This is a genomic window from Hafnia sp. HMSC23F03 (assembly GCF_001816025.1).
Classification (GTDB): Bacteria; Pseudomonadota; Gammaproteobacteria; order Enterobacterales; family Enterobacteriaceae; genus Hafnia; species Hafnia paralvei.
On record NZ_KV824242.1, the window covers coordinates 229274 to 250556 of the forward strand.

Sequence of the window (21283 nt, forward strand, 5' to 3'; positions counted from 1 at the left end):
CGATCTCTCACAGTAAAGAAATGCGCGTTTGAATACCCTACGCTCGAAAAAGAAAATGGAACACACTTTGCTGAATGGAAAACGGCACAACAATTAAAACATTGCTGTTCTATTTATCATAGGCGCACAGCAGACCTTTACCGAACTCACTGGGGAATCGATAAAGGAAACACAAAAGAATGAGAAAGCCATCGGAGGCATATCTATATGTTAAGCATTTTTAAACCCGCAGCGCACGTCAAGCGACTGCCTGACGCGCAGGTCGATCCGACCTATCGTCGCTTACGTTGGCAGATCTTCATGGGGATCTTCTTCGGTTACGCGGCCTACTATCTGGTGCGTAAAAACTTTACTCTGGCCATGCCTTACCTCATCGAGCAAGGCTTCTCTCGTGGCGACCTAGGTTTTGCGCTTTCAGGTATCTCCATCGCCTACGGTTTTTCCAAATTTATCATGGGCTCGGTCTCCGACCGCTCCAACCCACGCGTCTTCTTACCTGCGGGTTTGATCTTGGCGGCCGCCGTCATGCTGTTCATGGGCTTTGTGCCGTGGGCTACATCAAGCATCGCAGTGATGTTCGTGCTGCTGTTCCTGTGTGGCTGGTTCCAAGGAATGGGATGGCCTCCGTGTGGCCGAACCATGGTTCACTGGTGGTCGCAGAAAGAGCGCGGCAGTATCGTTTCGGTCTGGAACTGTGCCCATAACGTGGGTGGCGGTTTACCTCCACTGCTGTTCCTGCTGGGTATGGCGTGGTTTAACGACTGGCACGCCGCACTCTATATGCCGGCTATCGCCGCGATCTTAGTGGCTCTGATCGCTTTTGGTCTGATGCGTGATACTCCTCAGTCTTGTGGCCTGCCACCGATTGAAGAATATAAAAACGACTATCCAGATGATTACAGTGAAAAAGCAGAAGAAGAACTGACCGCAAAACAAATCTTCATGCAGTACGTGCTGCCAAACAAACTGCTGTGGTACATCGCTATCGCTAACGTGTTTGTTTATCTGCTGCGCTATGGCATTTTGGACTGGTCACCAACGTACCTGAAAGAAGTGAAACACTTCGCGCTGGATAAATCCTCTTGGGCTTACTTCCTGTATGAATACGCGGGCATTCCGGGCACCCTGCTGTGTGGCTGGATGTCGGATAAAGTCTTCCGCGGCAACCGTGGCGCAACAGGCGTGTTCTTCATGGTGCTGGTGACCATCGCCACCATCGTCTACTGGATGAACCCGGCCGGTAACCCTGGCGTCGATATGGCTTGTATGATCATCATCGGCTTCCTGATCTACGGTCCTGTGATGCTGATCGGCCTGCACGCGCTTGAACTGGCACCGAAGAAAGCGGCGGGTACCGCAGCCGGATTTACCGGTCTGTTTGGTTACCTTGGCGGCTCCGTTGCTGCTAGCGCCATCGTGGGCTACACCGTTGACTTCTTCGGCTGGGACGGCGGCTTTATGGTGATGATTGGCGGTAGCATTCTGGCCGTTATCCTGCTGTTAATCGTGATGATCAACGAGAAGAAACATCACGAACAGATCGCGGCAAACCGCGGAAACTAACTATTAATATGTTTCATTAGGCCGCGTCGTAACTCCTTGCGTCGCGGCCTTTTTTTACCTCGGTAGCGCCTAATTTATTCAATCTACATATCAATAAAATGCAGTGCGAAGCAAAACGGGCGTGGAAAATAATAAGGGAAAACCATGAACCTACGACTCAATACTATTATGGCGGGCCTGCTGCTAAGCGGAACTCTGGCGATGAGCGCTCAGGCTGCCGATAAAGTGGTTATCGCCCATCGCGGGGCGAGCGGATACCTACCTGAGCACTCCTTGCCATCCAAGGCAATGGCCTATGCCCAAGGGGCTGATTATTTAGAACAAGATCTGGTGATGACCAAAGATGACCATCTGGTTGTACTACACGATCATTATCTAGATCGCGTCACCGACGTCGCTGACCGTTTCCCAGATCGCGCGCGCAAGGATGGTCGCTATTACGCTATCGATTTCACGCTCGATGAAATCAAGTCTCTGAAATTCACCGAAGGCTTTGACATAAAAGACGGCAAGCGTGTGCAAAGCTATCCGGGCCGTTTCCCCATGGGCAAATCGGATTTCCGTATCCATACCTTTGAAGAAGAGATTGAATTCGTTCAGGGTCTAAACCACTCAACGGGTAAAAATATCGGGATTTACCCAGAGATCAAAGCGCCGTGGTTCCACCAGCAGGAAGGCAAAGATATCTCCACCAAAGTTTTGCAGGTGCTTAAGCAATACGGCTATACCGGCAAGAACGATAACGTCTACCTGCAATGTTTCGATCCTAACGAGCTCAAACGCATTAAAAATGAGCTTGAACCTAAGATGGGCATGGATCTGAAACTGGTTCAGTTAATCGCCTATACCGACTGGAATGAAACCTACGAGAAGAAACCTGACGGTACATGGGTAAACTACGATTACGACTGGATGTTCAAGCCAGGCGCCATGAAACAGATTGCTCAATACGCTGATGGTATTGGCCCTGATTACCATATGTTAGTGGGTAAAGATGCTACCAAAGAGAACCCTAAACTCACCGCGATGGTCACCGACGCTCACGCAGTCAAAATGGTAGTGCACCCCTATACCATTCGCGTTGACGCATTGCCTGACTACGTGAGTAACGGCGATCAACTGTACGATCTGATCTACAACAAAGCCGGCGTTGATGGGGCATTTACTGATTTCCCAGATAAAGGCGTGCAGTTCTTAGAAAAACAAGGTCAACATAAATAATATTTAAGTCTCATCATTATCTATACAGGGAGCATACGCTCCCTGCTTTCTTATCCTATATCAACAGTTCAATCACGAATAATAAAAAGGGTTGTCTGCATTATCAGTCATTCTATAATAAACATTATTGTCATGAGATGAATTTCTGATATTAGCATTATCATTAAATGACGACATAAACCATAAGCACTATCAATAACAAAACGGAATTTAATCAAATAGAAATAAGGACATATAAAATTGAATCATCAAAGTTACCCACCAAAAAAGCTTAACGACTGGCAATTCATCTCCTTAATAATCATTTCACCCATAATATTCACTGTACTTAGCTTTATACTTTTAAGAGCATCAATTGCGCTATATTGTATACTTCCTCTCTTAGCGATTATCATTAATTTTTTCTTTTTTTTCTCTGATAGACGTTTTCTAAAACAACAAAATGCTTTTTTACCACACTGGGCTTGGATGTTTTTATTTCCCGTTTATGTATACCAACGACAAACGCGGAATAACTTAGGCTTATTATTCTTTTGGGTATATTTAATCCTAAATATCGTTATTATTCCTCTATTCACTATCATCTCAACGCCTCATTATCCTTAAATAGGCGTCAATAAGCATACTGCACTCTTTTCATGCAGGGGCCACGTCTCCTGCAGTTCCACTAGACCGTTTTCTTCTATCATTTCTGAAAATATCCACTACGCTTAAAAGGTGTTCAAAAAACACGCTCATTAGCGCTCTCAATCATCTCCTCTTGTTAGGCGTCACAATGCTGTTTTGAGCGTCTCATTGACCCAAAATCAGTAACCCAATAATAAATCGAGGATTAAAGAAATGAATAAATATCTTCTGGCAATCGCAGGGGCCTCTCTGCTTTCTTTCTCTGCATTCTCTAGCGCAGCCGACGAAATCAAACATTCCGATATGGAGAAATACACCAAAATCGGCGATGTCAGCGCAGAAGTTCGTGACGGAACCATGGACGATATTGTGAAAAAATTGGAGAAAAAAGCCGAAGAAAAAGATGCTGATGCTTATCGTATCACCTCTGTGGGCACTGAAGGCATGGGAGATATTGCCCGCGGTACCGCTGAGATTTATAAGAAGAAGTAAACTATTTTATCAACCGGCCTCATACCGTGGTCGGTTCCCCCTTTCTAAGCTAGGCGTTTCTGCCATACTCATCCCTAAATCCTTTTAATTACCCCACATAACTCGAGTTGCATTGAGACAGCCAGTGAGCGCACGCAGCCACCACAAATGCAGCTTGAAGTATGGCGGCTATAAACTCTCAACTATTGGATAAGGACAGGGACAATGAAACTCATTGGCAGCTATACCAGCCCCTACGTGCGAAAAATCTTTATACTGCTGTTGGAAAAAGGGCTAACCTTTGAATTTGTTAATGATATTCCGTGGGAAAGCACAACTCACGTACCGCAATACAATCCGCTTGGCAAAATCCCCGCGTTAGTGACCGCTGACGGTGAAATTTTTTATGACTCACCGATTATCGCTGAATACGTCGATCTCTTGGATGCCTCACCCAAATTTTTACCCGAAGATCGCCAACAGGCGCTGCGTATTCGTCAGCTAGAAGCCCTGTCAGACGGTATCTGCGATGCGGCGGTGCTTTTGGTGCAAGAAATGATGCGCCCTGCGGATAAACAAAATAGCGATTGGATCATCCGCCAACGCAGCAAAATCGATCTCGGTTTAGACGCGATGGAAAAACATGCCAAAGACGGCAAATGGATCAACGGACCGCAGATGACATTAGCTGACGTCGCAACCGGCTGCTGTCTGGGGTATCTCAACTTTCGTCGCGTCGCGCCAAACTGGTGCGTGAATCGTCCAGAGCTGGTGAAACTGGCCGAACGTTTATTTAAACGTGAAAGCTTTACCCGCACGGAACCACCGGTCACCTGATTGAGCAGAACCGATAATGCACCTTCAAGGATGAAGGGTATATTCTTGCGCCCTCAGCCTTTATCATATTCGCCATTACGATGATAAAGGCGTGAGATCACCATGAGCGCAGACAGCCAGACTCTTTACAGTCAAATTCCGTCCGTCGATACCCTGTTACGCGACGACACTTTTCAACCCCTGTTGAAAACCTATGGCACACAGCTCGTCACCAAAACCCTGCGTGAGCTGCAACAGCAGGCGCGCGACCGCATTCGTGCCGAGCAACAGCTTCCCGCGTGGTGCGAAAACTGGGAACTGGCTGTCGCTCATCAGCTCTCCGCTAGCCAGAAGAACGCGTTACAGCAGGTGTTTAACCTTACAGGCACCGTGTTGCATACCAATCTAGGCCGCGCACTGCTGGCTGAACAGGCCATCGACGCCACTGCTCTCGCTATGCGCCACTCAGTCACGCTGGAGTATGATCTCGACGGTGCAGGCCGAGGGCACCGCGACCGCGCGATAGCCGACCGACTGTGTGAATTAACCGGCGCGGAAGATGCCTGTATCGTCAACAATAATGCCGCTGCGGTATTGCTGATGCTGGCCGCGTTAGCCAACAACAAACAGGTTATTGTCTCGCGTGGTGAACTGGTGGAGATCGGCGGCGCATTTCGCATTCCAGACGTCATGCGTCAGGCAGGCTGCGAACTGGCTGAAGTCGGCACCACCAACCGCACCCATCTGAAAGATTATCGCCAAGCGATCAATGAAAATACGGCATTGCTGATGAAGGTGCATACCAGTAACTATGCGATTCAAGGCTTTACCTCAGCGGTTAACGAAGCTGAGCTGGTCGCCTTGGGGCAGGAAACGGGTATTCCGGTCATCACCGATCTGGGCAGTGGTTCTCTGATCGACATGGCCTGCTACGGTTTGCCAACAGAACCCATGCCGCAGGTACTGATCGCCGACGGCGTAGATTTAGTGAGCTTCTCCGGAGATAAACTACTCGGCGGCCCTCAGGCAGGCATTATCGTCGGCAAGCGCAAATTAATTGAGCAACTGCAAAACCACCCGCTCAAACGTGCGCTGCGTTGCGGCAAGATGACGCTGGCGGCGCTCGACGCTACGCTCCAGCTCTATCAGCAGCCGGATAAACTCGCACAATCACTGCCAACGCTGCGCCATATGACACGCCCTGAGTCAGAGATTCGCGCCTGCGCCGAGCGCCTATTGCCGCCGCTGCAACGCCATTTCGCCGAGCAGTTTAACGTAGCCATTACGCCATGCCAGTCGCAGATAGGCAGCGGTTCACTCCCTATTGACCGCCTCCCCAGCGTCGCGATTACATTCATGCCGCACAGTGGAAAAGGTGGCGAACTAGAAGCGCTTTCTCAGCAATGTCGCGCCCTACCGTGTCCGGTCATTGGCCGTATCGGCGAAGGTAAACTATGGCTGGACTTACGCTGTCTAGAAGATGAAGAAGGACTTTTGCACGCGTTATTACAGGAGTTACGCCCATGATTATTGCAACCGCTGGGCACGTTGACCACGGAAAAACCACCCTGCTACAGGCGTTAACCGGCGTTGATGCAGACCGCTTGCCGGAAGAAAAACGCCGCGGTATGACGATCGATCTCGGCTATGCCTATCTCCCTTTAGAAAATGGTATGGTGCTGGGTTTTATCGATGTCCCCGGCCATGAAAAGTTTCTCGCTAACATGCTGGCAGGGATCGGTGGCATTCCACACGCTTTGCTGGTCGTCGCCTGCGATGACGGGGTGATGGCGCAAACGCGTGAACACCTCACGCTGTTACGCTTGGCGGGCAAACCCGCGCTAACCGTTGCGCTAACCAAAGCCGATCGCGTAGAGAGTGAACGTATCAATGAAGTCCATGAGCAGGTCACTGAGTTGCTCAATCAGATGGGATGGCGCGATGCCCCTATATTTGTTACCGCAGCTTCACAGGGTGATGGCATTGAAGCGTTGCGGACACACCTCATCGCATTGACCGAGACGCCAGCCCATTTAGACAAACGCTTTCGTCTAGCAATTGACCGCGCCTTTAGCGTGAAAGGTGCCGGTCTCGTCGTTACCGGCACCGCCTTGGCCGGACGTGTCAGCGTAGGCGATAGCTTATGGTTGACCGGCTGCGATCGACCGGTACGCGTACGCGGAATTCACGCTCAGAATCAACCATCAGAGAATGCTCATGCAGGCCAACGCATTGCGTTAAATCTCAGCGGCGAAGTGAATAAAGATCAGATTAGCCGTGGCGATTGGCTACTGGCCCAGCGTCCATCTGAAGCGGCAAGTACGCGGATTCTGGTTGCGCTCGATCCCATCGCGCCAATTCAGCATTGGCAGCCGCTGCATCTGCACCATGCTGCCAGCCATATCACTGGCCGTATCTCTCTACTGGAAGAACAGTCGCCAGAAAGCGTGGTTCAGTTGGCTGAGTTGGTGCTTGATAGCCCGCTGTGGCTGGTCGAAAACGACACGCTGATCATGCGCGATATCTCCGCTCGAACCACGCTGGGTGCCGCACGCGTTTTGCAGATTTCATCTCCGCGTCGAGGCAAACGTCTCCCCGTCTTTTTGAATTGGCTTCAACAACTTGCTAACGCTAAATCCGATGCGGAGGTGCTCGCACTCCGTCTGCCAAAGGGCACGCTTTCGATTCCTAATTTTGCTTGGGAACGTCAGCTCACCGCAGAACACTGTAGCGAACTGTTCCACTCCGATGATCTGCTCGTAGTCGGTGACTATGCGCTGTCTAACGAATTAGCTAATCAGTTCCAACAGCGTTTGCTAGATACGCTTGCCTTGTTCCATGAGCAGCATAACGATCAGATGGGCGTAGGCCGGGCGCGCCTGCGTCGCATGGCGCTCCCCGTTGAGCCAGAATCTCTGGTGTTTACGCTTATCAACCAGTTGCTCGCTAACAAACTCATTGTAAATAGCCGCGGTTGGCTGCATCTGCCTCAACATGGTTTAACCATGAGCCCTACCCAACAGGCATTGTGGGAAAATGTCGAGCCATTGATGCAGGATGCGCCTTGGTGGGTACGCGATCTGGCCAATGAATTGAAGGTTGATGAAAACGAAATGCGCCAGTTACTGCGTCAGGCGGCGCTGCAAGGGTATATCACCGCCGTAGTCAAAGATCGCTACTATCGCACCGAACGCATGCACCAGTTTGCCGATCTGATCCGTGCAATGGATGCAACTCAAGGCAGTACTTCAGCAGCAGATTTCCGCGATCGTCTAGGCGTTGGCCGTAAACTTGCCATCCAGATCCTTGAGTTTTTCGATCGCAGTGGGTTTACCCGCCGTCGTGGCAACGATCATTTACTCCGAGACAGCGCGCTATTCAGCGATGAGTAATTCCGATTAATGGCCTTTTGGTGCGCATTTGCGCACCAAACTGTGATCCCTTCCGTATATTCCCCCCCTATCGGCCCGCGTTATGACCTAACGCACTAAGCTTAAAGAGCTAATACCCTGCGCATTCTGCGTAGAGGTTTACGACGTTTCACTGTACCTGCCACTACGGACTAAAGGAGACAGTAATGACGAATCACGCTCTCGATATTCTCACCCCAGGCAGCGGCCAATCGCCTCTTAAACTCAAATCACACTATGACAACTTTATTGGTGGGAAATGGGTCGCTCCAGTTGAAGGGGAATATTTTACCAACCTAACACCAGTAACGGGACAAGCACTATGCGAGGTTGCCAGCTCAAGCAAAAAAGATGTGGATCTCGCGCTTGATGCAGCACACGCCGCCAAAGACGCATGGGGTAAAACATCAGTGCAACAACGTGCCAGCGTATTATTTAAAATCGCTGACCGCATGGAGCAAAATCTGGAACTGTTAGCCCATGCTGAAACTTGGGATAACGGTAAACCCATTCGTGAAACTCTAAACGCCGATGTGCCTCTGGCTATCGACCATTTCCGTTACTTTGCATCCTGCATTCGCGCACAGGAAGGTGGCATCAGCGAAATCGACTGCGATACCGTGGCCTACCATTTTCATGAGCCTCTCGGCGTGGTCGGACAAATCATTCCGTGGAACTTTCCGCTGCTGATGGCGTGCTGGAAAATGGCTCCAGCGCTCGCCGCCGGTAACTGCATCGTTCTAAAACCCGCCAAGCTAACGCCAATGTCAGTCCTTATCATGATGGAGTTAATCGGCGATTTGCTGCCAGAAGGTGTGCTCAACGTCGTTAACGGTGCAGGTGGAGAAATCGGTGAGTATCTGGCAACTTCGCCACGTATCGCTAAAGTGGCTTTCACCGGTTCCACCGAAGTTGGTCAGCAAATCATGGGATATGCCGCCAAAAACGTGATACCTGTTACGCTCGAACTCGGGGGGAAATCACCAAATATCTTCTTTGCCGACGTCATGGACAAAGAAGACGCCTTCTTTGATAAAGCGTTAGAAGGCTTTGCCATGTTTGCTTTTAACCAAGGCGAAGTCTGTACCTGCCCAAGCCGTGCTCTGGTGCAGGAATCCATCTATGAACGCTTTATGGAACGAGCGATCAAACGTGTCGAATCCATTCGTTCAGGAAACCCGCTCGACACGAATACCCAGATGGGCGCACAGGTATCCTCCGGACAGATGGACACGATTTTAAAGTACATCGAATTAGGTAAGAAGGAAGGTGCCCGCGTATTGACCGGCGGCGGTAAACGCGCGTTAGAAGGTGGGTTAGGCAGCGGATACTACTTAGAACCAACCATCCTGTTCGGCAAAAATAGTATGCGCGTATTCCAAGAAGAGATTTTCGGCCCGGTGTTAGCCGTCACCACTTTCAAAAATCAGGCCGAAGCGCTCGAATTAGCGAATGATACGGACTACGGTCTCGGTGCTGGCGTTTGGACTCGTAACGGAACCGTCGCCTACCAAATGGGACGTGGCATTCAGGCCGGACGCGTATGGACAAACTGTTACCATGCTTATCCAGCACACGCCGCTTTCGGTGGATATAAACAGTCAGGCATCGGGCGAGAAACACATAAAATGATGTTAGAGCATTACCAGCAAACCAAGTGCTTGCTGGTGAGCTACAGCGATAAACCGCAAGGTTTCTTCTAATATCATTTGCTCGAAAGCACCTTGTTTTTTTCGAGTGTTGCCTTGCTCCTCCCCACATCGGGGAGGAGCAGCTCAGCTGCCGCAGCCCGATACAAACTGTTATTCATTGTTGTTTCGCGCTACACTTTTTTTATTTGAATCAGTCCCTTTGCCGTGAAAAAACTATTCCACAAATTTATATCTCTGTTTAAACCGCACTGGTGTCTGGCCGTATTAGTGGCCGTTTATGGCTACTTTTTCATGCGTCCGGTAATGCTGCGGGCGTTTGACTATGTACCGAGTGCCATCAGCACGTTCAGCTCATGGAAAGACACGCTTTCTGTCGTGGGTCTACTGGAGATCCCACAGTTTGTACTCGGTTTTGGTTTGATATTAATGGCGTTTGGCCTATTGCTACGTGCTCGCGTGGCATGGGCGTTTTCGCTGCTATTGTTGCTGGTGACTGGAACACTCAGTTTTTTGGCTCCGCAGGGAAGTTTAGGTCTATTCTTCTATGCCGTAATCCTGTCGCTCTTGCTGATAGTCTATTGGCGGCGCTTTGATCATGCGAGCCTAGCCGCTGGCGGGCTATTCGCCTTGGTCAGCTTCGCTTCTTTATTGTTGTATGCCGTATTTGGTTCGCTTTATTTAGGCGGTGAATTTGCGCCGCCCATTCTCGATATGCCGACCGCTTTTTATTTCTCTGTAGTCAGCATGTCAACGGTAGGTTTTGGCGATATTGTTCCCCACACGGCAACCGCAAGGCTATTCACCGTATCCGTTATCGTGATGGGAATTACCGTATTTGCGACGTCGATCAGCGCCATTATCGGACCGGTGATTGGCGGTAATTTAAAACGATTAGTGAAAGGCAGGATTTCTCACGTGATGCGTAAAAATCACTTCATTATCGCGGGTGCTACTCCGCTGGCGCTAAGCGTCTATCTTGGGCTTAAGCAACGTGGCGATGCGCTGACCGTTATCGTTCCACCGAATGTTTCCCACGAGTATCCACCCGATACCGACCTGATTATTGGCGACCCTTCTAGTGCTAAAGTGCTGATTGAAGCGGGTGCAGCTAAGGCGAAATTCATTCTGGCACTACGCGATGATGACGCAGAAAATGCGTTTATCGTGCTGGCGGCTAAAGAGGTGGCGAACGCGAATACCAAAACCATTTCCGTGGTCAATGCCAGCAAGCATCTGCAAAAAATCAAACGCGTCCAGCCTGACATGGTGTTCTCACTTCAATTGTTGGGCAGCGAACTCTTGGTAAGAACGCTTAGCGGCGAGCCGATTGACGACAAGCTGATTACAGAATTGTTCTTCGGCAACACGTCTTCGGTAAAAGACGCAGAAAAAGGCTGATAGCCGCTACCGAAAACAAAACAGGCCAGCAAAAGCTGGCCTGAATCACGTTGGAATCGAAGAATTAGCGACGAACCGCGATCGCTTCGATTTCAATTTTCACGTCTTTTGGCAGACGAGCGACTTCAACGCAAGAACGCGCTGGGAATGGCGCATTGTGCTCAGAGAAGAACGCTTCGTAAGTTGCGTTAACAGTCGCAAAGTCATTCAGATCTTTAACGAAAACGGTAGTTTTCACAATATCTGACACTTTCAGACCAGCGGCTTCAACGATAGCCTGCACGTTTTCCAGAGACTGACGAGCCTGTGCGGAAACGTCTTCAGCAACCTGACCATTTTTTGGATTCACTGGGATCTGACCAGAAGTGATGATCATGCTACCCAGATCAACGCCCTGAACATAAGGACCGATTGCGGCAGGTGCGTTCTCTGTACTGATAATGCGTGACATATCTACTCCTATTAGGATTTTCGGATGTGCATGATGAATATTAAGAATAAATTCGTCGCCTATTATAAGGAAGCCGCCAGCTAAAACCCACCCGCGGCCTCGCAAACCCGAGTAAATCTGGAAATTTCTGTTGCAAATATACCTTCTGGGCTAAATAGCTGCGTGAAGTTGTCGATCACCGTGGTGGAACTCAGACCAGCTACTAGAACAACCGCAATAAATGACGACGAGCCTGAAATACACACCGGCATCCCCTAAATCTGGCGTACCCTTCACACCGAGAGAAATGTGGATCAGAACTACCAGCTATCAGGTCAAGAAATGATTCAAGAGAGTCTGTACCGATCTGCATCTGATTCAGCCACAACTACTGTTCCAACATCAGCGCATGGTGGCGTAGGGCGTGTTCTATTTGATGCTGCGTCTGCTGGATTTCTATAGGAAATTCGCCGTGCGTGTGAGCACGACTGAAGCACACCGTTCTCTAAACTAAACCATGCAATCAATTTATAATTTTAATAGTAAGTGACTCAGTGCCGCGGGGTAACACCTCAACCACCAACGCCATGTTTTTTTTGAATTTTTCATCTACTCCGTGGCCAACTCACACCGAGTCACCCACAATTTTTCAGCATACGGCCAAGAAAATCATTTAATAACTTAATATCTTTCCTATCAAATACCTTTAAATTAATCATTATTACCTTACCGTCACCTTTAATTTCAAGTCGATAAAATGGTAAAAAACGCTCACTATATTTTACCGAACCAACCTTATAGGTTACAGAGCATATATCCGACAAATCCATATAGGTCACACCAGAAAATAAACTTCTATAATGAATTCTTTCATTATCTATCTTTATGTTAAACCTAGAGACGTAAAAGCATACAAACAATTCACAAAAAGATAAGAAAAATAGAACATGAACAGCGCTTGCAATTGGTCCTTTAAATAAAATCACAAGCAAGAATATTAAAAATGGGATGCCAAATATGGAGCTAAAAATAATATAAGTTGTTTTACCTGCGAAAATATTCATATTACTGACACTTACCTGGGTTACAGGTCAGACTATCCAAATGCTCCAGCCCATCTGCTTCAGCTACACTACTTGCTGCGCCTACTGCGATATCTGGAACCAGTGATGTATCGACAACTTAATCAATAAACATTTTGTTGCAGTTTCATTTGAAAAAATTCCCTCCAGAGCCCAACTTCTGCGCGCCACTATCAATACCAAATATAGAAAAATAGCCATTCGCAGGATAACAGATATTCAGTACTATCCGGACTAGCAATAAGGTTTTCAAATAATATTTTTTGCATTATCGCATCCTCTGAGGCTGAGAAGGCAATAGCGACTCCAACAACATCTGAACTCACTTTTTTTCAATGACGTATTCAGGGCAATTTAAAAACTGGGCAAGATTCTCTTTATACCCATCGTCCATAACTTCATCTATAACATCCAGAGCTTGTTCCCACACATAAGCGGCGTCCCAGTCTTACCTCGCAACCATAATTATCGGCTACCTATTCTCCTTGATAAAAAAGAGCAAAAACATATATATATTATATAAATAAAAAAGAGCTCCCAGCCACTACCTAATATGCTTTCCAATGGAAAATATAATGCAGCGCCTGGAGAAATAAACATTAGGTACCCTATATATTTACTCATATCTACACTTCCGTTTTTCTTCATCATTCCAATGATCTTTTATGTGTCCCATTATATTAATAATCTCTCTGAATACCGATATCAATACCAGCGCCACCAGCAATTTCCCATATAACTATATCAGCAGCAATAATAAGAGAGGTAATCATTGCTAATCTGCATCTGATTCAGCCACAACGGCTGTTCCAGCATCAGCGCATGGTAGCGTAGGGCGTGCTCTATCTGATGCTGCATCTGCTGGATTTCTACAGGAGGCTACCCACCAAAGCACTATTGGCATTCAGGAGGAGTACTCGCTGCCCTGCTCTTTCCCTGATTGTCACATCACCCTCAATGCAAATTAAGCTGAGATTCATTGTATGCCTTAATCAACTCATGAAGAACAAGTGGTTGATTACTGTTATTTTCATACAACAATATCGAATGTTTAGAATCAATAGTAACCTTTTTTATTATCTTGAGATCGCCGTGCAGTCCATCGGACAATTTATAAATAGGGAAGTTACTCGAATCAAATAACTTATTTATTTTAAAACAACGATCTATTTTTATAACCTTCAGGCTGACAGGCCCCCATGTTGATAAAATTAACAGCACAGAGTTTTTATAATTCTTGGCATCATTAATAATAAAAACTGATGAATTAGGCTCTCCTGATAAACTATCTTTGTTCACTGTGACCACTGCATTTTGGTTTGATTGCATTCCTTGCAAAGGATACATTTCATTATTAAAAACAATGCTAAGGGCTAATTCATTATTTATTTTTATAAAACTGTTCATTTCTCTATGCAATGTTGATAAATATTCATGATTTTCAATGTTTTTATTGAATTCAGAATTCATCCCTTCAGGAGCAGATCTTGCCAAAGATAAGTAGGAGGATATAGTCTGTTGAAGTTCCTTTGTGTCTGGAAGGCAATGAGTTGCAGCCTGCTCCTCCCCAAATACGCTAAATACGCTAAATACGCTAAATACGCTAAAAAAAATAATCACTCTAGCCACAAAACTCATGGTTACTTTCCATTAATGATAAACTCTTGGACAGCTCCCATTGCTGGGCTCTTTTTTTTCAACATAGCGGTTTCCAACATAGTCATTTTATTAAATCCATGGTATTTATATTTAACCATAAGAAATAACCATGAGTAGCGACTCATAATACCTGCCAGTGATTCCATTGACATCTTTTTTTGTTACGTCAGGTAGAAAACAAACTGCTTCAATATGTTCATTTAAAATCACTCAGATGATTTCCACAGCGCCATCTCTCCCTAATCAGAAATCTCGGTGATTATCATCTTCATATGAGTCACATGCCAATTTGCTTATCTGTATTAGACGTTAGCTCTCTAATACTATGTTTTAAATAATATTACTATTGCACGCAGATACTAAGCCCTCCCTCTAATGAGAGGAGAGCTTAGAGAAGAATACGAGGAGAGAGTACTTTAAACGTTTTGCATCACCGCATGATGCTCAAACTCTTTCTCGCAGTATTTACACTTCAACAGCACTTCGTCTTGACGAACACGAACCTTAAAGCTGGAAGAAACTGGCTCACTGCGGCTAATGCAGTTGCTGTTTGGGCAGTCCAGTACGTGGTCGATCTGCTCCGGCAGCGTTGGCGTCAGCTTCAGTACAACCTCATAGTTGTCGATGCGGTTTACCGTCGCTTTCGGGGCATATAAAGAGAGCTGGTTCACTTGTTCTTCGGTCAAAAAGACGTTTTCAATCTTAATCAGATCCTTACGTCCCTGCGCATTGGAAGGCAGATTCAAACCAATGGTAATTCGCTGGTCGGTTTCCGTGAGTTTAAACAGCGTTAGCAGTTTAAAACCAACCTGCGCTGGAATGTGGTCAATCACCGTGCCACGTTTAATCGCTTCTACCTGTAATTTATTATCGTGTGTCATGTTTAGCGTCCTCGATTAAAAGTTCAGTTCAGCGTTTAAGACCAGTGCCAACAATGCCTGACGAGCGAAAATACCGTTGCCTGCCTGCTGGAAATAATAAGCATATGGCGTGCTATCAACGTCGTTGGTGATCTCATCAATACGCGGCAGTGGGTGTAGCACTTTCATATTGTCGCGAGCGCCTTCCAAAGAAGAAGCACGTAAAACAAACTGTGATTTTACGTTCACATATTCTGATGGATCTAAGCGCTCTTTCTGTACGCGGGTCATATACAGAATATCTAATTCAGGTATCACTTCTTCGATACTGGTGTGCAGGCTGTACTGAATTCCTTTTTCATCCAGCATTTTTAAAATATAAGCTGGCATCGCCAACGCATCCGGCGCGATGAAGTAAAAACGATTTCCCTCAAACTTCGCCAGAGCCTGAGTCAATGAATGCACTGTGCGGCCATATTTCAAATCGCCCACCATCGCGATATTGATGTTATTTAAACGGCCCTGTGTTTCCTGAATAGTGAATAAATCCAGCAGCGTTTGTGTTGGGTGCTGATTGGAGCCATCACCGGCGTTCACCACCGGAATGGAACCACAAAACTCGGTGGCTAAACGTGCAGCCCCCTCTTGCGGATGACGCATCACAATCGCGTCAACATAGGTGCTGATAACGGAAATGGTGTCTGCCAGCGTTTCACCTTTCTTGCCCAGAGAAGTGTTGCTGCTGTCGGAGAAGCCGACTACGGAGGCGCCAAGGCGGTGCATGGAGGTTTCGAAAGAGAGACGGGTTCGCGTGGAAGCCTCGAAGAACAGGCTGGCAATCACTTTATGCTTCAACAATTCTGGCTGCGGATGTGCCTTCAGGCTTGCAGCAGTGCGTAATACCAACTCCAACTCATCACGATTTAGATCGTTTATGGAAATGATATCTTTGTTATACAACGGATTAGCCATTTCTTGTTCTCCTGTTTTTCACGCCCGCTGGCTGGGGTTACTGGATGTTTAAAATGTCATCAACGCGATCGCTGGGCAAAAAAAAGCCCCTCATTGAGGGGCGATTAACGATCGTTTTAGCAACGGAAGAAAAAAACGGTGGCAGCCGCCTTGTTCAGGCAGGGCGTCTAGTCGACTAGCGACCCAAACAGCACTCATAGCCACAACGTTTTTCATGCAGTCTCCCGGCAAATTGTCGGGCATTATACTCAGCCGGAGCGCGTGTGCAAGCGATAAATTGCTGTTTTAATGATCCTGCGCAAACGTTTACTTTTCCTCTGCCAGATAACAAAAACCAGTCTAGGACTCAATCAATCAGCGCATGTTGGTACTTGTCCAGCATATCCGCCAACCGTTTCACCGGAATGGTAACGGTATAGGGAGCCTGATAGTGCACCAGACGTTGCTGGTATTCATTCAGTTCCTCAAGCAGACGGAAAAAATACCCTCTACGTTTGGTATCGCTGCCTGCAGAAATCACTTTATTTGCCGTGGCGCGGATCTGTTTATGGAAATCAGAGAGCTCCTGATTCACGGGAATCGGCGCGTTACGTAAACGCTGGTGAGCAATAATCAGCGTCAGCGCTAAACGATATTTAGCAATATCGTTCGGGAACATATTCAATAGCTGGAATAGCTGCTGATAAAGCGCTGGCAGATGGTTTTCATTACGGCGAGCCTGATTGGTGGTGAGCGCAGACACCGCACTGTAGACAAAACCATTCAGTAAAGCGCGCCCTGTTCTCGCTTTGGAACGATCGCGGATCAAGAACAGCACAACCATCGCCACGAAGCAGCCGATAATCTGCCCAATCGCATTATCTAAAAAGCTGCTGACAGGGAACGACATCGGGTTACTGAGCACCATAATATTAATGGTTGATGCCAACGTCCCCAGTGAACCCAAGCGGCGTTTCTGAACTTCCAGACCAATAATGAACGCCATTAAGCCAAGGCTAATGCACAACAACAGCATACTCTGCTGCGTAGCTGGCAGAATAAGCATGTAGAACAACGCGCCAATCGGCAGCGCCATCATTGTGCCTAATAGGAAATCGATGGATGCCATACGCGGATTCGGTGTGCGCATTGCCAGTGCGGTAACGACCGCAATCATCACCATACAGCCACTGCCGGAAGTCCAGCCGGTCCACAGCCAGAACAGCGCACCAATTGAGGTCGCCGCCCACGTACGTAGGCCATTTATCATCGCGTGGTGACGCTCTGCGGAAGCGGGTTTCACCACGTATTCACCTTCAAGGATATTTTCTTCTACCGAACTGATGCTGCTATTGGTATGAACCCCTTTAGCAAGCAGCAGGTAGCGCGTTGCGGCGCCAATCCAGCTACTGATGGTCAGCGGCACGCTATCGGAAGGCTGCATTGCTAGCAACTGGCGTAGCTGCTTCAGGCGCTTATGCACATCACCAATAGTTTCAACTGGTTCAAGGATCAACACCTGCATTTCGCTAGGAATACGCTCTGGCGCGTTGGTGCTGATAAAGAAGGTTTCACAGGCTTGGGTGATCAGCGTGAGAGAAACCGTATTGAGCGCCTTTAATCGGCGGTTAACCCGCACCCAACGAGTTGACTCCAGCATCAAATTGCCACGCATTCCGTTCAGTGCATTGGTGCCCTTAACCAGATCGTTCCATGATTTATCAATCACCTCACGTTCATCTGGCCGAACACACATTTGCAGCAGCCGAAATTGATCGACGATCAACGAACTCACGACACGGTCAATATCACTTTTGATCGAACGTGGAGAGAAAATAATATCGGCCAGCACAGCACAGACGATACCCAGTACGATTTCACTACAGCGTTCTACCGCATACAGCGGACTCAACAGCGGTTCCGTTGCCGTAGTCACCACAATAATCAGCGCAGTGTAACCCGCTAACCCAAACGCATATGAGTTTTCGATTCGTACCAGCGAAGAAATCCAAGTACACACCCCTGCCCATGCGCAGCAGAGTAGCATCATCACCAACGGTGCACGGATAAACAGCATCATAATCAGCAGGCCGCCTATCGAACCGATAAACGTGCCAATAATACGCAGCCAACCACGGTGACGAATGGCACCAGAGAAAGGTTCTCCCCCCGCAGCAAACGCGGGACCCGCAGCGACGATAGCCGCGGTTAATACCGACCAGCGCGGAGTCTCTAGGTTCAGATGGAATCCCAAAAACAGCGCTAGCACGATAGCAAATGCTAACTTACAGGCAAAACGTAAGCGCAAAAACATGCCACCATTATTCATCATTGCCTCTTTTGCGCTAAAAATGATCGCGATTTGCACGTTGTCAGTGTGCAAATCGCGCAAACATCAATGAAACGAGATAGGAAAGCGACTTAGCCGAATTCGCGCAGACGATGTAGCAGTTGAACAATCGGCGATGACGATTTTCGTTCCACATCTTGCTGATTGCTAACCACCACGGTCGCAGTTGTCCCTGCAGGATAAGGAGACTCCTGCTCATTACCATCAAGCAGAATTTTTACCGGCACACGCTGTGCCAAACGCACCCACTCAAGGTTGGAATCGACGGTTGCTAGCCCTTTGCTATCCGCAGTAGAACTTTTGTTGTTCACGCCAGCCGATATGCTATCCACCGTGCCATATAGGATACGATTACTGCCCAACGGAGTGATCTCCACGCGATCGCCACGCTTAATGCCATCGAGTTTGGTCTCTTCCATATAAGCAAGAATGTAGAACGTGCCTTTTTTGACCAATGCCACCGCGGTAGCGCCACGGTTGATAAATTCGCCCTGATGAACATTGAGGTTAGTTACCCAGCCATCAGCAGGAGCACGTACCACGGTACGTTCCAAATCGAGTTTCGCCAGATCACGCGTTGATTGCGCTTTTGCCAGCTGCTGGCGAACTGTCGCCAGCACGTTACTCGACTGATCAATCTCTTCCTGCGACATCGCCTGAACGCCTAAGCGTACACGACGCCCAGCCTCTTTGGCTTTTTCCGCCACTAACGTCTGGTAGTAACGCACATCAGCTTCAGCCTGATTTAACGCTTCTTGATAACGAGGACGGTCAATGACAAACAGGATTTGATCTTTTTTTACCAACTGGTTGTCGTGGATAGGAACGTCAGAGAGTAAACCACTCACGTCGGGAGCAATCGCGACGACATCAGCAGTAAATTTCGCATCGCGCGTCCATGGTGATTCGGTATAAAAGGCCCATGCTTTGAAAACGGCAATAGCCGCTAGTATCACGATGACCACGGTAATAGCGATGCGGGTCATTCTTATCATAATTTGATTCACAGTGACCTCAGACAAATAAGCAGGTAATCAAATAAAACAAACAGCAGTACAGCGCGGTGTTAAACAGTGCCGGATGCCAGACAAAATCGTAGATCCCTGTCGGCTGTAACACGCGCCGAAATAGTAAAAACAGCAGCAAAGCCACCAGCAATTCAAAAAATACCGGTGGAAAGGAAAGGCCAAAAACGACCATTACCGGTAGCAGCCCCATAGTTCTCTCCACTCAAATAATATTTAGCCTAGCTCAATGCGAAACGTCTGGTTGTCTGTCTCTCCAAACCCAATCATTTACTGCCTTGCACGATCCACTAACCACCCTCACCCTAGGAAGCTGGCTGATGGCGTTTAACGCAAAAAAGGATGTCTGTCAGAGGATGTGAGCTACAGGATCTGATTGCAGAAGGACATTTCGTTGTTTGGTACGCAGAGGATTGTTCCGCATCGTCAATGACAATATCTTAGCGCAATAATAATAACCATGTATAGAATATGTGAGCTAAATCACTTTTTATTTAAAATAAACAATCGGTAGAATATTTAAGCTATCATCAACCCCACAAACTCCGGATGCATGGCGTTTTATGCAGCTATAGCATCGCTCTCCTATTAAGGTAGATTGAATAATGGAACGACTTAAGCGTATGGCTGTTTTTGCCAAAGTGGTGGAATGCGGTTCTTTTACCAGCGCAGGGCGGCAGCTTGAGATGAGCGTTTCTTCTATCAGTCAGACCATCTCTAAGCTTGAAAACGAGCTCAATATTAAGCTCCTAAACCGCAGTACCCGAAGCATTGGTTTAACCGAAGCAGGGAAAATTTATTATCAGGGCTGCCGGAAAATGTTGCTTGAAGCACAGGAAGTCCATGAACAAATCTACGCCTTCAATAATACGCCGACCGGTACGCTGCGAATCGGCAGTTCTTCCACGATGGCGCAAAACGTCATCGCCCCCATGACGGCTCGAATGTTGCGTGAATACCCCGGCCTTTCCATTGACTTGGTGACCGGTGTTCCGGCTCCAGATCTCATCGCTGACGGCTTAGATTTGGTCGTGCGCGTAGGTGCACTTCAGGATTCGAGCCTATTTTCCAAACGCTTAGGTTCAATGCCAATGGTGGTATGCGCGGCGAAAAGCTATCTGCAACAGCAAGGCACACCCGAGAAGCCCAGCGATATTGCCAGCTTCAGTTGGCTAACCTACAGCGTACGTCCAGATAGCGAATTTGAGCTAATCGCGCCCGAAGGCCAAACGCTACGCCTATCACCGCAAGGGCGCTTCGTGACCAATGACTCACAAACCCTAATCCGCTGGCTGTGCGCTGGCGTGGGTATCGCTTACGTGCCATTGATGTGGGTTATTGATGAAATTAAACGCGGGGAAGTGGAGATCCTATTCAGCCGCTACCAATCCGACCCAAGGCCGGTTTACGCTCTCTATACGCAAAAAGATAAGCTCCCGTTAAAAGTGCAGGTGTGCATCAACTATTTGACGGAGTATTTCGCGAAGGTTGGGGAGATTTATCAGGATTATAGACAGGGGGCGTAGATTTGTTTTATGGGTGTTTTTGTGAAACTGAGATAAAAGCTTCAGATTTAATTATATGAAATTAAGGTATAAAATTTCATATTCCGGATCCTTTATTAGAACTGTGTGAGATTTCGTACGCCTAATGGCATTGGAATCTGCATAAACACTGTGCAGGCGTCCGAGCCGGTGGGCCAATCGCTGCCCCCCAGCACCCCAGCTTGGCACTCCCCTCCCAGCCCGCTACGCGGGTTCCCTCGTTT

General features: G+C 47.7%; 17 protein-coding genes. 9 read left to right on the top strand and 8 right to left on the bottom strand.

All coding sequences use genetic code 11. The features are described 5' to 3' along the window. Window positions 1-207: 207 nt before the first annotated feature. From glpT to kch, 8 genes are all read left to right on the top strand, one after another. Window positions 208-1563, top strand: a complete 1356-nt coding sequence (gene glpT, locus HMPREF3091_RS19565; protein WP_008815371.1) for a glycerol-3-phosphate transporter — start codon at window positions 208-210, stop codon at window positions 1561-1563. Between the two features lie 144 nt (window positions 1564-1707). Beyond that, the gene (gene glpQ, locus HMPREF3091_RS19570; RefSeq protein ID WP_004097194.1) at window positions 1708-2784 is read left to right on the top strand and encodes a glycerophosphodiester phosphodiesterase; all 1077 of its coding nucleotides are present in this window, start codon (window positions 1708-1710) and stop codon (window positions 2782-2784) included. Between the two features lie 840 nt (window positions 2785-3624). Next, window positions 3625-3903, top strand: coding sequence for a YdgH/BhsA/McbA family protein (locus HMPREF3091_RS19575; RefSeq protein ID WP_008815373.1), 279 nt, complete (start codon window positions 3625-3627; stop codon window positions 3901-3903). A gap of 204 nt (window positions 3904-4107) precedes the next feature. Then, on the top strand, window positions 4108-4719 hold the full coding sequence (locus HMPREF3091_RS19580; protein ID WP_070718253.1) for a glutathione S-transferase: 612 nt from the start codon (window positions 4108-4110) through the stop codon (window positions 4717-4719). 102 nt (window positions 4720-4821) lie between these two features. Further along, window positions 4822-6225, top strand: coding sequence for an L-seryl-tRNA(Sec) selenium transferase (gene selA / locus HMPREF3091_RS19585; RefSeq protein WP_070718255.1), 1404 nt, complete (start codon window positions 4822-4824; stop codon window positions 6223-6225). After that, window positions 6222-8090 (top strand): selenocysteine-specific translation elongation factor, encoded by a 1869-nt coding sequence (selB, locus tag HMPREF3091_RS19590; RefSeq protein WP_070718258.1) that lies wholly within the window; start codon window positions 6222-6224, stop codon window positions 8088-8090. The genes selA and selB overlap by 4 nt, the downstream gene beginning before the upstream one ends. A 185-nt stretch (window positions 8091-8275) precedes the next feature. Then, window positions 8276-9811, top strand: a complete 1536-nt coding sequence (locus HMPREF3091_RS19595; protein WP_070718260.1) for an acetaldehyde dehydrogenase ExaC — start codon at window positions 8276-8278, stop codon at window positions 9809-9811. Between the two features lie 153 nt (window positions 9812-9964). Then, on the top strand, window positions 9965-11158 hold the full coding sequence (kch, locus tag HMPREF3091_RS19600; protein WP_070718262.1) for a voltage-gated potassium channel protein: 1194 nt from the start codon (window positions 9965-9967) through the stop codon (window positions 11156-11158). A gap of 64 nt (window positions 11159-11222) precedes the next feature. On the opposite strand, the gene ridA is transcribed toward kch, so the two are convergent. From ridA to aaeX, 8 genes are all read right to left on the bottom strand, one after another. Further along, entirely contained in the window at window positions 11223-11609 is a 387-nt protein-coding gene (ridA, locus tag HMPREF3091_RS19605; RefSeq protein WP_008815379.1) for a 2-iminobutanoate/2-iminopropanoate deaminase, read from the bottom strand. A 614-nt stretch (window positions 11610-12223) separates the two neighbouring features. Then, window positions 12224-12652: a hypothetical protein gene (locus tag HMPREF3091_RS19610; protein ID WP_070718265.1), complete on the bottom strand. Its 429-nt coding sequence runs from the start codon at window positions 12650-12652 to the stop codon at window positions 12224-12226. A gap of 972 nt (window positions 12653-13624) precedes the next feature. After that, window positions 13625-14308, bottom strand: a complete 684-nt coding sequence (locus HMPREF3091_RS19615; protein ID WP_070718267.1) for a hypothetical protein — start codon at window positions 14306-14308, stop codon at window positions 13625-13627. 437 nt (window positions 14309-14745) lie between these two features. Then, window positions 14746-15210, bottom strand: a complete 465-nt coding sequence (gene pyrI / locus HMPREF3091_RS19620; protein ID WP_070718270.1) for an aspartate carbamoyltransferase regulatory subunit — start codon at window positions 15208-15210, stop codon at window positions 14746-14748. Between the two features lie 15 nt (window positions 15211-15225). Then, window positions 15226-16161 (bottom strand): aspartate carbamoyltransferase, encoded by a 936-nt coding sequence (pyrB, locus tag HMPREF3091_RS19625; protein WP_004097182.1) that lies wholly within the window; start codon window positions 16159-16161, stop codon window positions 15226-15228. A 346-nt stretch (window positions 16162-16507) separates the two neighbouring features. After that, window positions 16508-18454: a p-hydroxybenzoic acid efflux pump subunit AaeB gene (aaeB, locus tag HMPREF3091_RS19630; RefSeq protein ID WP_371328697.1), complete on the bottom strand. Its 1947-nt coding sequence runs from the start codon at window positions 18452-18454 to the stop codon at window positions 16508-16510. A gap of 107 nt (window positions 18455-18561) precedes the next feature. Beyond that, window positions 18562-19485 carry a p-hydroxybenzoic acid efflux pump subunit AaeA gene (gene aaeA / locus HMPREF3091_RS19635; protein WP_004097178.1) on the bottom strand — a complete coding sequence of 308 codons (924 nt, stop codon included), beginning with the start codon at window positions 19483-19485 and terminating at the stop codon, window positions 18562-18564. 19 nt (window positions 19486-19504) lie between these two features. Beyond that, entirely contained in the window at window positions 19505-19708 is a 204-nt protein-coding gene (gene aaeX, locus HMPREF3091_RS19640; RefSeq protein ID WP_004097177.1) for a p-hydroxybenzoic acid efflux pump operon protein AaeX, read from the bottom strand. 412 nt (window positions 19709-20120) lie between these two features. Here aaeX and aaeR point away from each other — a divergent pair, with 412 nt between their 5' ends. Continuing rightward, window positions 20121-21041, top strand: coding sequence for an HTH-type transcriptional activator AaeR (aaeR, locus tag HMPREF3091_RS19645; RefSeq protein ID WP_004097176.1), 921 nt, complete (start codon window positions 20121-20123; stop codon window positions 21039-21041). Window positions 21042-21283 lie beyond the last annotated feature (242 nt).